Origin of the sequence: Jiangella muralis, assembly GCF_001270745.1 — a bacterium.
Classification (GTDB): Bacteria; Actinomycetota; Actinomycetes; order Jiangellales; family Jiangellaceae; genus Jiangella; species Jiangella muralis.
In genome coordinates this window covers 74012-87635 of record NZ_KQ434755.1, presented here as the reverse complement: position 1 = coordinate 87635, position 13624 = coordinate 74012, and the positions used below count along the sequence as shown (strand labels likewise).

Genomic DNA, 13624 nt, shown 5'->3' with positions numbered 1-13624 from the left:
TTCAGCCTCCGTACGTGGCGAGCAGCTCGGGGTCGGCGGGGATGTCGGCGATGCGGTAGGCCGGTGGCGTCTCGCCCATCAGGTGGCGCACGAAATAGTCCCAGCGGCGGCGCAGCCAGTACGCCTGCTGATGGAACATCCGGTGGTCGGCGTTCGGGACGATCAGCAGGTCGAAGTCCTTGCCGGCGTCGATGAGCGCGTCCACCAGCCGCAGCGTCAGGTGTGGTGTGACGTTGTCGTCCATGCCGCCGTGCGCCAGCAGGAGCTTGCCCTCGAGGTTGCCGGCCAGCCCGACGTTGGAGTGCGGGCCGAAGTCGAACTCGTCGGTGAGGCCGAAGAACCGCTCGCCCCACCAGGCGTGGTAGATGCGGTCGTCGTGGTCGCCCGCGGACGACACCGCGACCTTGAACAGGTCCGGGGCCAGCAGCAGGCACCGCGTCGACGCGTAGCCGCCGCCGGAGTGGCCGTAGGTGCCGACGCGCTCCAGGTCCATCCAGGGGCGGGTCTGTGCCAGCTCGCGGATCGCCGCGGCGTGGTCGTCGGCGAACTCCCCGCCGCCCAGGCGCGCGTGGTCCTGGAAGGCCCGGTCACGCATCGCGGTCCCCCGCGCGTCGACGGCCACGACGACGAACCCGAGGGCGGCGTAGGTGGCCGCGTGCCGTTCGGCCGTCATGGTGCCGCCGGACAGCGGGAAGCGCAGCGGCGCGGTGGAGACCTGCGGCCCCGGGTAGATCTCGTCCAGCACGGGGTACGTCGCCGACGGGTCGAAGTCGTGCGGCTTGTAGATCGCGCAGTGCAGGTCCGTCACGCCGTCGGCCGCCTTGACGACCACGCGCTCGGCGGGCGTCCAGCCGGCCGCGTACAGGCCGGACCCGTCGGCCCGCTCGAGCTCCAGCACGACGGCGCCGGCCGAGTCGCGCAGCACCGAGACGGCCGGGACGTCCACCCGCGAGGTGACGTCGACGAAGAACCGGCCGGACCGCGACGGCCGCGGGTCGTGGTCGAGACCGTCGGCGGTGATGGCCGTGATGTCGCCCCCGTCGAGCGACACCGAGTACAGCTCCTGCAGGTACGGGTCCGCGCCGGTCCCGCGGCCCGCCGCCGTGAACACGACCCGCCGGGCCCGCTGGTCGACGCTCACGATCGCGCGGACCAGCCAGTCGCCCTCGGTGACGGCGCGGACCGAGCCGTCCGGGGCGTACAGGTAGAGGTGCCCCCAGCCGCTGCGCTCGGACCACCAGAGCACCTCGCCGGAGTCCAGGACCTTGACGTTGCGATCGTAGAACTGCGGCCCGTGCAGGACGTTGGTGTCGCTGGACTCCTCCTGGAGCACCGCGACCTCGCCGGTCGACGGGTCCAGCTCGTGCAGCCGGGCCGTGCGGCCGCCGCGGTTCACCGACAACCAGTAGGCCTTCGTGCCGTCGTCGCCCCACCACGCGTGTCCCAGCGCGATCGCCGACACGTAGTCCATCGGGACGGGGTCGCCCTTGGCCTGGGTCACCTGCCCGGTGGCGGCGTCGAAGACGAAGAACTCGGCGGTAGCGACGTGCTCGTCGCCCACCATCGCGTAGCGGTAGGTCATCGCCTTCGGGCGGCCGCCGTCCTTCGGCGCGGACCGCACGAGATGCATCAGCTCGAGGTCGCGCTGGTCGAGCCGGTGCGTGAGGAACCGCGTCGAGTCCGGCGACCACACGACCAGCGGCGCCGCGGTGATGCCCAGGTTCTCCTGCATCACGCGGTTCGCGCTGGCGTCCGGCGGCGTCCCGTACGAGAACGCCTCCGTTCCGTCCGTCGTCAGCTGCCGTTCCTCGTCCGTGGCCAGGTCGCGCAGGTAGAGGTTGTGGTCGCGCAGCCCCACCGCCGAGCGCCCGTCCGGCGACGCCGTCTCGGACGGGTGCGCGGGTCCGAGGATCGTGGCGGTGTAGTCGTCCAGCGAGACCTGGACCCGCTGTTCCTCGACGACGACGCGCACCGCGCCGCCGGCGAACTCGATCCCGTGGAACGGGAGCTCGGCCGGGTCGAACTCCTCGCCGAGCAGGCCGCCGAGCGCCGCCGCGAGCCGCTCGTGATCGAACGCGGGCTCCTTCGTACCGGCCTCGGCGTCCACGACCACGAACCGCACACCCTCGGCCGTCGGGTTCCGGTACCAGAACGTCTCGGTGTCCCGGATCCACTGCGGCATGACCTGCGGGGAGTGGATCAGCTTCTTCAGGTTGTGGGCGAGCAGGGCCTCGGCCTTGGCGTAGCGCGCGGCGATATCGGTGGTCATGGCGTCCTCTCCGGTCCGGACCCCGATCACCGGTACACCTCGATCGGGATGTCCTCGACGCGGTAAGGCGGCGGCGTCGCGCCCATCAGGTGCCGCACGAAGTAGTCCCACCGGCGGCGCAGGAAGTACGCCCGGTTCACCATCATGTGGTGGTCGGCGTTGGGCACGATGAGCAGGTCGAAGTCCTTGTTCGCCTTGATGAGCGCGTCGACCAGACGCATCGTGCCGTGCGGCGTGGCGTTGTCGTCCATCTCGCCGTGCACCAGCAGCAGCCAGCCCGCGAGGTTCTCGGCCAGCGACTCGTTCGCCTGCGCGGCGAAGTCGAAGTCGTCCGTCAGGCCGAAGTACTTCTCGCCCCACCAGGAGTGGTTGATCCGGTTGTCGTGGTTGCCGCCCGACGACACCGCGACCTTGTAGAAGTCCGGCGCCTGCAGCAGCGCCCGGGCCGACGCGTACCCGCCCGCCGAGTACCCGTAGATCCCGACGCGGTCCAGGTCCATCCACGGACGGGTCCGCGCGAGCTGCTCGATCGCGGTGACGTGGTCGTCGACGAAGGCGGTGCCGCCGGCCACCCGGGCCTGGTCCTGGAAGGCCCGGGAGCGCATGGCGCTGCCCCGCCCGTCCGTGATCACCACGACGAACCCGAGCGCGGCGAAGGTCTCCGGGACGTTGAACGCCATCGCCGCGCCGATGTTCGGCCCGCCGGACAGCGGGAAGCGCAGCGGCGCGCACGACAGCTGCGGCCCTGGGTAGACGCAGTCGAGAACGGGGTAGCTCCCGGCCGGGTCGAAGTCGAAGGGCCGGTAGACCGCGCAGTAGAGGTCGGTCTCGCCGTCCGCGGCCCTCACCACGGCACGTTCCGGCGCGGCCCAGCCGGTCGCGTAGAGCGCGGAGGCGTCGGCCCGTTCCAACTCGAGCACTACGGCGCCGGAGCGGTCGCGCAGGACCGACACCGCCGGAACGTCCCAGCGGGTGGCGACATCGACGAAGTACCTACCGGAGGGCGACGGCCGCGGGTCGTGGTCGAGGCCGTCGGAGGTGATGGCCGTGAGCTCGCCGCCGTCCAGCGACACCGAGTACAGCTCCCGCAGGTATGGGTCCGACCCCGGCTCGCGCCCGGCGCCGGTGAACACGACCCGGCGGGCGTCCTCGTCGACGGCGACGACGTCGCGCACCAGCCAGTCGCCCGAGGTGAGCGCGCTGACCGTCCCGTCGGCGCCGTAGAGGTAGAGGTGCCCCCAGCCGGAGCGCTGCGACCACCACAGCACCTCGCCCGTCGAGAGCGTGCGGACGTTGCGGTCCATCTGCTGCGGGCCGTAGAGGATCTGCGAGCTGCTGCTCTCCTCGACCAGCACGCTCACCTCGCCGTTGTCCGGATCGAGCCGGGAGAGGGCGACGTTGTGGTCACCGCGGTCGTTGGCGAGCCAGTGGACGGCGGACCCGTCCTCGCTCCACCACACCCAGCCGTAGGTGATCGCCGGCACGAACGGCATGAAGATCGGCTCGCACTTCGCCTGGACCGACTCGCCGGTGGCCGCGTCGAACACGAAGAACTCCGCGGTCGGGAGGTCCTCGTCGCCCGGGAGCCCGTAGCGGTAGGACAGCAGCTTCGGGCGGCCGCCGTCGAAGGGCGCGGACCGGACGAGGTGCATGAGGTCGAGGCCGCGCTGGTCCAGCCGGTGTGTGACGAACCTGGTCGAGTCCGGCGACCAGACCACCTGCGGCGGCGGGGTGATACCGAGGTTCTCCTGCATCACCAAGCCCGCGACCTGGTCGTTCGTTCCGCCGTAGGCGTACGCCTCCACCCCGTCGGTGGTGAGCCGCCGCTCCGTGCCCGTGACGGTGTCGCGGAGATGGAGGTCGTGGTCGCGCTGGAACACCGCCCAGCGCCCGTCGGGGGACGGTGCCTCACCCATCCGGACCGGGCCGAGGATCGTCGCCTCGTAGGTGTCGAGGGAGATCTCGATCAGCTGCTCCCCGACGGCCACCCGCACCGCGCCGTCACGCGGCTCGATCGAGGAGAACGGCAGCGCCTTCGGGTCCGTCTCCTCCCCCAGCACGCCGCCGAGCGCGGCGGCCAGCCGCACGTGGTCGAACGCCGGCCGCCTGCACCCGGTCTCCGCCTCGACGAGGACGAACTCGACCCCGTCGCCCGTGACGTTCCGGTACCAGAACGTCTCCGCGCCGTGGATCCAGCCCGGCTGCACCTGGGGCGACGTGATCAGCCCTCGGAGGTGGTGCGGCAAGAGCCCTTCGGCGGTGGCGTACCGTGCTCGCAGATCGGTCGTCGTCACAACAACTCCTCGGGGAGAAGGGTCGGTTACTGACAGGCCCGGAGGAACCACTCCCGCTCGAGGGCATGCAGCTCGTCGCGCTCGACGAGAGCGCGGCGGCCGGAGTACACCGTGGCGATGCCGACGCCGGCGCGGTCGTCGACGCCGGCGGACGCGAGGTAGAACAGCGTCGTCCCGCCGTGCCACCAGGCCAGGCCCTCCGGGTGCTCCAGCCCGCGCCAGCCCAGCCCTTGGACGAAGTCGGGCGCGTCGCTCCCGTCGGGCATGGTGAACCCGCCGGGCACGGCGAAGTACTGCTCACGGGCGCGTCGCATGGCCCGGGACAGGACCGGCCCGTCGTCCTCGGCGCCGGCCGCGAGGTTGGCCTCCACGAACGTGAGCAGGTCGGTCATGGTCGAGCGCAGCCCGCCCTGCGGGAGCATGACGTCGTGGTACCAGTTCGGGCACGGCTGTCCGGTGGCGTCGTAGGCGTGCATCACCCGGCCCTGCTGCTCCGGGGAGAGCGTGTAGCCGGTGTCCGTGAGCCCCAGCGGCGCACAGACCGTCTCCTTCAGGAGTTCCTCGTACGGCTTGCCGGCCACCAGCTCCAGGATGTGGCCGAGCGTGCCCATGCCGATGACCGAGTAGGTCCAACCCTGTCCGGTGGGGTAGACCAGCTCGGCGGTCTCGAGGTCGGCGTAGAGGTGTTCCTTCTTGTAGCGCAGGTAGTGGGTGGACGTCGCGAACGGCGGCTCGGTGCCCCGCAGCTCCTCGTCGATGAACGCCTGGTGGATCGCCCCGACGGAGCCGAGCCCGGAGCTGTGCGTCGCGAGCTGCTCGATCGTGATCGACGCGATGTGCTCCGGAAGCCGGAGCTCCTTCGGGAGGTGCGCGGCGATCGGGTCGTCCAGGGCGATCAGCCCCTGGGCATCCAGCGCGGCCAGGACCGTGGTCGAGAAGACCTTGGACACGGATCCGATCTCGTAGATGGTGTCGGCGTCGGGCAGCCGGGCCTGCTCGGCGCCCGGCGACCGGTAGCTGCGAACCTGACGCTCACCCCGCACGGACAGGCCGATCATCAGCGTGGCCTCGTCGCGGGTGGAGAGGTACTCCTCGGCGTCCTTCTCGATGCCGGCCACCAGGCCGGGGAGGTCGACGGCACTCAACGGCGCATCCTTCCACCTAGTGAAGTAGGCGCAGATTACCCCAACTGCAGCAGCCACGCTAGACCTCACCTGATCCGCCGCACCACCGAGCATTCATCGTTGACGGAGGCTTCTTGATAGTGAATTATGCCCAGATCGACTCTGTCTTCTAGGCAATAGAACGGCCCGAACGGGCCGCCTCTGGGAAGACTGGCTGTCCTGGGAATGAGGGTGATTCACGTCGCACGGCATGCCCGCACAGTCCTGGCCGCGGTCGCGGCCGCCCTGGCCCTCGCGTCGTGCTCGGCCGGCGAGGCCACGGAGCCGGTCTCGGCCGACCCGACGGCGACGCCGGCGACCGGGGGCACGCTGCACATCGCCGGCGAGCGCGAGGCGACCGCCCTGAACCCCTACACGGCGATCGACAACAACTCGGCGCACGTCTTCGCCCAGATCCTCGAGACCCTGTTCCGGACCGACCAGGACGGCCAGGTCGTGCCGTGGCTGGTCGAGAGCAGCGAGGCGAACGCCGACTTCACCACCTGGACGTTCCGTCTCCGCGAGGGCGTCACGTTCTCCGACGGCACCCCGATGACCGCCGACGACGTCGTCTACAGCATCGAGACGGTGCGGCAGTCCGAAGCGTGGGTGTCGATGTTCGCCGAGATCGAGAGGGTCGAGGCCGCCTCGCCGTCGACCGTCGTGGTCACGACGTCGGTGCCCTCCCCCGCCCTGGAGGCCAGCCTCTCACTGCCGTTCGCCCCGGTCGTGCCGGCGGACCTCGCCGGCATGACCCCGGAGGAGTTCGGGCAGCACCCCATCGGCACCGGGCCGTTCCGGCTGGAGTCGTGGACGAGCGGGCAGCGGATCACGCTGGTGCGCAACGAGTCCTACTGGGTCCCCGGGCGCCCGTACCTGGACAGCGTCGTCTTCGAGGCGGTGCCCAGCGACAGCAACCGGACCCAGCAGCTGCGCGGCGGCGATCTCGACATCATCGCGACGCCGCCCCGCCCGCAGTTGGAGGCGCTGGACGAGGCGCCGGCCACGGTGGTCGGCGAGTTCGCCATGGCCTTCCCGAACTATCTGCTGCTCAACCAGGAGTCCGACGCCTTCGGCGACCCCCGGATCCGGGAGGCCGTCGACCTCGCGATCCACCGCACCAACATCCTGGAGGCGGCGGGCGGCGGCGTGGGCGAGCTCGGCGGCTCCTTCCTCGCGCCCGCCCTGAACTTCCACGACGAGTCGCTCGAGCAGGTCGAGCGGGACCCCGAACGGGCGGCGGAGCTGCTCGACGAGGCGGTCGCCGACGGCGCGGAGCGGCACTTCACCCTCTCGGTCGCCGCGGGCGGGACGTACGCGAACCTGACCGCGCAGATCATCCAGGAGAACCTCGAGGACGCGGGCTTCGACGTGACCATCGAGCAGCTCGACGGCGCGACCGTCCTCGCGGAGGTCGGCGCGGGCCGCTACGACGCCACGCTCTTCACGATGACCAGCGACATCATCGATCCCCTCGAGGTCATCGGCTACTACGTCGACCTGAACGCCCTCTGGACCGGCGGCGAGACGGCCGAGGTGGCCACCCTCCTCGAGGAGGCGAAGCAGGCCGTCGACCAGCAGACCCGCGGCGACCTCTACGCCCGGATCCAGCAGATCGTGTACGACGACCGCAGCCTGGTCGTGCTCGGCTACCAGCCGTGGATCTGGGCCTGGCGGGCGGACGTCGTCGGTTACGAGGTGCCCATGACCGGCGTCCCATGGCTGGCCGACACCGGATTCCGGGAGTGAGCGATGGCCTTCGCGAGGTTCTTCGCCAGCCGCCTGCTGCAGGCCGTGCCGGTCCTGCTCGGCGTGACGCTGGTGGTCTTCGTCCTGATCCATCTGGTGCCGGGTGACCCGGCCCAGACCGCCCTCGGGGCGCGGGCGACGCCGGACGCGGTCGACGCGCTGCACAGCCAGTGGGGGTTGGACCAGCCGCTGCACGAGCAGTACCTGCTGTTCATGGAGCGGCTCCTCGGCGGCGACCTCGGCACGTCGCTGCGGTTCGGCCAGTCGGCCGGCGACCTGATCGCCGCCCGGCTGCCGGTCACCCTGTGGCTGATCGCGTACGCGGCCGTGCTGGCCTGCCTGTTCGCCGTGCCGCTGGCGCTGTGGGCGGCGTCGCGGCCCGCGGCGCTGCGTGACCGGGTGGTCCGCGTCATCTCGGTCGTCGGCCTGGGTGTGCCGGGCTTCTGGCTGGGACTGGTGCTGATCGAGGTGGTGTCGGTGAACTGGCTGCTGCTGCCGGCCGCGGGCGTCGAGCCGGGCCTCCTCGGCCACCTCGAGTCGCTGTTCCTGCCGAGCCTGACCATCGCCGCCGGGATGACCCCACTCATCGTCCGGAGCCTGCGCACCGAGGTGCTGCGGGTCACCGAGTCCGACTTCGTGACCACCGCGCGGGCCAAGGGGCTGACGCCGCACCAGATCCGGATGCGGCACCTCCTGCGCAACGCCCTGGCTCCGTCGGTCACGGTGCTCACGGTGAACGTGAGCTTCCTGATCGGCGGCACGCTCGTGATCGAGCGGGTCTTCGGGCTGGGCGGCCTCGGCGACCTCATGCTGACCGGCATCGACGCCCGCGACTTCCCGCTCGTCCAGGCGGTCACGCTGGTGCTGGCCGTCCTGGTCGTCATCGTCAACATCCTCGGCGACCTGGCCCAGGCGCTGATCGACCCCCGCGTGGAGGTCCAGTGAGCATCAGCAGCAGCCTGTCCCGCACCGGTGTGGCGGCATGGTACGAGCGCCGGTCCCGGCGCCGCCGCTCGTCGCGCGGCGCCGACGCGTCGCTGGCGATCGGCGTGGCCATCATCGGCATCATGATGCTGGCGGCGCTCCTCGCGGGCGTGCTGTCGCCGGCGGATCCGATCCGCCAGGACATCCCCAACGCGCTGGCGCCGCCCGGCACGGACGGCCATCCACTCGGGACCGACGCGCTCGGCCGCGATGTGCTGACCCGGATGCTGTACGCCGCCCGGACCGACCTGTTCGTCGCCGTGGGCGCCGTGTTGCTGCCGCTGGCGATCGGCGTCGCCGTCGGCACGATCGCCGGGTACCGGGGCGGGATCGTCGACCGTGTCGTCACCGGGGTGGTCAACGTCGTGTTCGCCTTCCCCGTGATGGTCCTCCTGATCGCCCTCGTGTTCATCCTCGGGCCCGGCATCCCGACGATCATCGTGGCGGTGACGCTGGTGAGCTGGGTCTCCTACGCCCGGCTGGCCAGGGACCTGGTGCGGCGGGAACGCTCGATGGACTACGTGCTCGCGGCGAAGGTGAGCGGACTGCCGACCCGGCGCATCCTGGGCCGGCACATCCTGCGCAACATCATCGCGCAGCCGGTCACGTTCGCGATGTCCGACGCCGTCGCCATCATCCTGTTCATCACCGCGCTCGGCTTCCTCGGCCTGGGCGTGCCGCCGCCGGCGCCCGACTGGGGCACGATGATCGCCGACGCCCAGCCGTACTTCACGACGCACTGGTGGCTGGCCGTCTTCCCCGGCCTGGCCATCTGCGCCGCGGGCCTCGGGCTGTCGCTGATCGCCGACGGCCTCTCGCAGAAGTGGAACGCCCAGTGACCGGGCCGGCCGAGCACCTGCTCTCGGTGCGAGGCCTGCGGCTGCGCGTCGGCGACGAGACGCACGACGTGGTGCGCGGCGCGTCGCTGCATGCGGCCCGCGGCGAGGTCGTCGGCATCGCCGGCGAGTCCGGGTCCGGGAAGTCGCTGACCCTGCGGGCGATCGCCGGGCTGCTGCCCACCGGCGTCGCCGTCGCCGGCGGCGACATCGAGGTCGACCGGGTCGACGTGGTCAGGGCCGGCCCGCAGGTGCTTCGCAGGCTGCGCGGCCACACCGTCGGCATGGTCTTCCAGGAGCCGATGACGGCGTTGAACCCGACGATGCGGATCGGGCGGCAGATCGCCGAGGCCGCGATGGCCCGCGGCGACCTCTCCCGGTCCCAGGCGCGGACCCGGGCCGTCGAGCTGCTGGAACGGGTCGGTTTCCCCGAGCCCGCCCGCCGCTACCGCCAGTTCCCGCACCAGCTGTCCGGCGGGATGCGCCAGCGCGTGGTCATCGCGATCGCCCTGGCCGGGAACCCGTCGCTGCTGCTGTGCGACGAGCCGACCACCGCCCTGGACGCCACCGTCACGCTCAAGATCCTGGACCTGCTGGCGGACCTCGTCCGCGACCTCGGCATCGGGATCGTCTTCGTGACGCACGACCTGGGCGTGGCGGCGCGGATCTGCGACCGCATCGCCGTGATGTACGCCGGCCAGGTCGTGGAGGAGGGACCGACGGAGCAACTGCTGCGCCGTCCCCGGCATCCGTACACGCTGGCGCTGCTGCGGGCCGTGCCCACCCGCGACCGCGACATCGACGGCCTGCGGGCGATCCCCGGCAACCCGCCGCAGCGTGGCGAGGAGCTGCCCGGCTGCGCGTTCGCGCCCCGCTGCGAGTACGCCGAACCCGAGTGCCGGAGCGAGGTCGAGTTCGTCCCGATCGGCGCCGGCCGCTCGACCGCCTGCCGGCGCCATCCCCTGCTGGCCGCCATGGCGGGAGGGACGTCATGACCGAACCCCTGCTCGACGTGCGGGACCTCGTGGTGACGTTCGCCTCCGGCCGGGGCTGGGGCGGTGACCGCGGCCGGATCCACGCCGTCCGGGGCGTCGACTTCTCCGTGCGCCCCGGCGAGGCGTTCGCCCTGGTCGGCGAGTCGGGGTCGGGCAAGTCGACGACCGCCAAGTGCGTCGTCGGGCTGCAGAAGCCGACCCGCGGCTCCATCACGTTCGCGGGCGCCCCGCTGGACCCGGCCCGCGACCATGGTCAGCGCCGGGCCATCCAGATGATCTTCCAGGACCCGTACAGCAGCCTGAACCCGCGCATGACGATCGGCGCCGCGCTGATCGAGATCCTGCGCGTGCACCGCCTGGCCGCCGGCCGCGAGGCCGCGGAACGGCGGGCGGCCGAACTGCTCGACCTGGTCGGGATGCCGCGCAGCGCGCTGGACCAGCGTCCCCGCGCCTTCTCCGGCGGGCAGCGGCAACGGCTCGGCATCGCCCGGGCGCTGGCCGTCGAGCCGTCGCTGCTCGTCGCCGACGAGCCGGTGTCCGCGCTGGACGTCTCGATCCAGGCCTCGGTGCTGCTCCTGCTGAAGCAGCTGCAGCGCGAGCTGGGGCTGACCATGCTGTTCATCTCGCACGACCTCGCCGTCGTCAGGCAGCTGTGCGACCGCGTCGCCGTCATGGCCGACGGGCTGATCGTCGAGGAGGGCACGGTGGGCCAGGTGCTGACCGAGCCGTCGGCGGACTTCACCCGGACCCTCCTCGCGGCGGCGACGGACCTGCCACCGCTGGACCTGGACCTCGAGCACCGGCAACCGAAGCAGAGGAGCACCCCATGACGTACGGGACCCTCGGACGCGCGCCGTTCGGAGCGTCGACCCCGGACCGTCCGCCACGCGACGTCTTCGACGCCTACCGGCAGGTCGACCTGACGGCGCCGCGATCGTTCGAGGCCGGCATCCCGATGCGCGACGGCGTCGAGCTCGCGGCCACCGTGCACCTTCCGGCGGCCGCGGCGCTGCCCGCGCCCGCGATCGTGCGCGGGACCCCGTACGACAAGAGCGCCGGGATGCCGGAGGACGTCAGCCGGAAGGTCGACGCCGGCTATGTGCACATCCGGTACGACGTCCGTGGGCGCGGCAAGTCCGAGGGCCTGTGGCACCCGTTCACCATCACCGAGGCGCAGGACGGGCACGACGTCGTCGAGTGGGTGGCGGCGCAGGACTGGTGCGACGGCGCGGTCGGCGCCGAGGGCCTGAGCTACGACGGGTGGACCACCATGGCCACCGTCAGCCAGAACCCGCCGCACCTGCGGGCGGCGACCCCGTTCTCCGCGGCCGGACGGTGGCAGCAGGAGATCCCGTACACCTACGGGTGCTTCCAGCTGTTCTTCGTGTGGTGGTGGGCGGCGGTGCGGCGCCGCATCATGGACTCCAGCCTCGACGTGCCCGCCCTGTTCGACCTGCTGCCGGTCCAGGCGATGGGCGACGTCCTCGACACCGCCGGGCCCGGCTGGGCGGAGTGGATGGAGCACGACGCCCTCGACGACGTGTGGCGTGGCCGCCGCTTCGACGGCGCCTACACCTTCGACGTCCCGACCCTGCACGTCACCGGCTGGCACGACCGCGAGGACATCCAGGCCGCGTTCCACCACTACGAGCAGATGATGGCGCACTCGCCCGCCCGCGACCGGCAGTGGCTGCTCGTCGGGCCGTGGAGCCACGTGTCGTCGTACTACCCGACCAGCACGTACAAGGGCATCGAGTACCCCGGCGGGACGGTCGACATGGCCGGCATCCAGCTGCGCTTCTTCGACCGGTTCCTGCGCGGCGAGGACAACGGGGTCGACGACGAGCCGCGGGTGCAGATCTACGACCCCGGCGCGAAGTCGTGGCAGGTCCGGCCGGCCTGGACCGGCGGCACCCGGGAGCTGAGCCTGTACCTCGGCGACGACGCCTCCCTCGGCGCGTCGCCCGGCGCGGCCGGGTCGCGGAGCTACGACTACGACCCGCTGTCGCCCAACGGCCTGAGCGTCGACCTGGAGAACCTGCCCCTGGAGCCGGACCTGGATCTCGCCGAACTCGAGGCCCAGCCCGGCGTCGTGTCGTGGACCAGTGCGCCGTTCGACGGCGCCGTGACCATCCGCGGCTGGGGCGAGGCCGAGCTGTGGGCGTCCACTGACGGCGAGGACACGGAGTGGCACGTGAAGTTGGCCGACGTCGACGAGGAGGGCCGGGCGCTCTGCGTCGCCTGGGGCTGTCTGCGCGCGTCGCACCGCAACGACCTGTCCGCGCCCGAGGCCGTCACGCCGGGCGCGGTCGAGCGCTACCCGATCGAGCTCACCCCCATGTTCCACACGATCCGGCCGGGCCACCGGATCAGGCTGGTGCTGGCCAGCTCGGAGTTCCCCTGGTTCGCCCGGAACCTCAACACGTTCGAGCCGATCGCCACCCAGGCCGAACCACGCGTGGCGCACAACAGCGTCTTCCACGGCGACGAGCGACCGTCGCGGATCCGATTGGAGATCGAGTCATGACCAGTGACAGCATCGCCGCACCCGGGGCCACGGTGCTGACGGGCGCGTCCGCGCTCGTCACCGGCGCCGCTTCGGGCATCGGCGCGGCGGCGGCCCGGCAGCTGGCCGCGGCCGGCGCGCGGGTCGTCCTCGCCGACCTGCAGGCCGAGAAGGGCAGCGCGCTGGCCGACGAACTCGGCGGCGTCTTCGTCGAGGTCGACGTCACCCGCACCGAGCAGGTCCAGGCCGCGGTCGAACGGGCCGTCGAGCTGGCACCGCTGCGCGCGGTGGTCTGCTCGGCCGGCTTCGCGCCGGCCCAGCGGACCATCGGCCGCGACGGCGAGTTCACCTCGGCCCACGACCTCGAGCTTTACACCAAGGTCCTCGGGGTGAACCTGATCGGCACCTTCGACACGATCCGGCTCGCCGCCACCGCGATGAGCCGCAACGAGCCCGACGCCGACGGCGCGCGCGGAGCGATCGTGGCGTTCGCGAGCGTGGCCGCGTTCGACGGTCAGATCGGCCAGGCCGCGTACTCGTCGTCCAAGGGCGGCATCGTGGGTCTCACGCTCCCGGTGGCCCGCGACCTGTCGGTCAGCGGGATCCGGCTCAACACCATCGCGCCGGGCCTCGTCGACACCCCGATCTACGGTGTGGGCGAGGAGGCCGAGGAGTTCAAGGCCCGGCTCGGCCAGTCGGTGCTCTTCCCCAAGCGGCTCGGCCGGCCCGACGAGGTCGCCCGCATGGTGGTGGAGTGCCTGACGAACCCCTACATGAACGGCTCGGTCGTCCGGGTCGACGGCGGCGTGCGGCTGCCCCCGAAGTAGC

10 protein-coding genes are annotated in these 13624 nt (G+C 71.8%); 7 read left to right on the top strand and 3 right to left on the bottom strand.

Annotated elements, in window-relative coordinates:
- Window position 1: 1 nt before the first annotated feature.
- The 3 genes from ACW62_RS10740 to ACW62_RS10730 are packed head-to-tail and all read right to left on the bottom strand — an operon-like array spanning window position 2 to window position 5708.
- On the bottom strand, window positions 2-2269 hold the full coding sequence (locus ACW62_RS10740; protein ID WP_157574670.1) for a S9 family peptidase: 2268 nt from the start codon (window positions 2267-2269) through the stop codon (window positions 2-4).
- 26 nt (window positions 2270-2295) lie between these two features.
- A complete protein-coding gene (locus ACW62_RS10735) occupies window positions 2296-4563 on the bottom strand; it encodes a DPP IV N-terminal domain-containing protein (protein WP_053204108.1) in 2268 nt (755 codons plus the stop codon).
- 26 nt (window positions 4564-4589) lie between these two features.
- Window positions 4590-5708 carry a serine hydrolase domain-containing protein gene (locus ACW62_RS10730; protein WP_053204107.1) on the bottom strand — a complete coding sequence of 373 codons (1119 nt, stop codon included), beginning with the start codon at window positions 5706-5708 and terminating at the stop codon, window positions 4590-4592.
- Window positions 5709-5918: 210 nt separating this feature from the next.
- On the opposite strand from ACW62_RS10730, the gene ACW62_RS10725 reads away from it, so the two are divergent.
- The 7 genes from ACW62_RS10725 to ACW62_RS10695 are packed head-to-tail and all read left to right on the top strand — an operon-like array spanning window position 5919 to window position 13623.
- Complete coding sequence (locus ACW62_RS10725) at window positions 5919-7475, top strand: ABC transporter substrate-binding protein (RefSeq protein ID WP_053204106.1); 1557 nt, start codon at window positions 5919-5921, stop codon at window positions 7473-7475.
- Between the two features lie 3 nt (window positions 7476-7478).
- Window positions 7479-8420 (top strand): ABC transporter permease, encoded by a 942-nt coding sequence (locus ACW62_RS10720; protein ID WP_053204105.1) that lies wholly within the window; start codon window positions 7479-7481, stop codon window positions 8418-8420.
- Window positions 8417-9298, top strand: coding sequence for an ABC transporter permease (locus tag ACW62_RS10715; protein WP_053204104.1), 882 nt, complete (start codon window positions 8417-8419; stop codon window positions 9296-9298). Before ACW62_RS10720 ends, ACW62_RS10715 begins: the two co-directional genes overlap by 4 nt.
- The gene (locus tag ACW62_RS10710) at window positions 9295-10290 is read left to right on the top strand and encodes an ABC transporter ATP-binding protein (protein WP_205629272.1); all 996 of its coding nucleotides are present in this window, start codon (window positions 9295-9297) and stop codon (window positions 10288-10290) included. Before ACW62_RS10715 ends, ACW62_RS10710 begins: the two co-directional genes overlap by 4 nt.
- Window positions 10287-11120 carry an ABC transporter ATP-binding protein gene (locus ACW62_RS10705; RefSeq protein WP_053204103.1) on the top strand — a complete coding sequence of 278 codons (834 nt, stop codon included), beginning with the start codon at window positions 10287-10289 and terminating at the stop codon, window positions 11118-11120. The genes ACW62_RS10710 and ACW62_RS10705 overlap by 4 nt, the downstream gene beginning before the upstream one ends.
- Window positions 11117-12817 carry a CocE/NonD family hydrolase gene (locus ACW62_RS10700; protein WP_053204102.1) on the top strand — a complete coding sequence of 567 codons (1701 nt, stop codon included), beginning with the start codon at window positions 11117-11119 and terminating at the stop codon, window positions 12815-12817. Before ACW62_RS10705 ends, ACW62_RS10700 begins: the two co-directional genes overlap by 4 nt.
- On the top strand, window positions 12814-13623 hold the full coding sequence (locus ACW62_RS10695) for an SDR family oxidoreductase (RefSeq protein WP_053204101.1): 810 nt from the start codon (window positions 12814-12816) through the stop codon (window positions 13621-13623). Before ACW62_RS10700 ends, ACW62_RS10695 begins: the two co-directional genes overlap by 4 nt.
- Window position 13624: the final 1 nt, after the last annotated feature.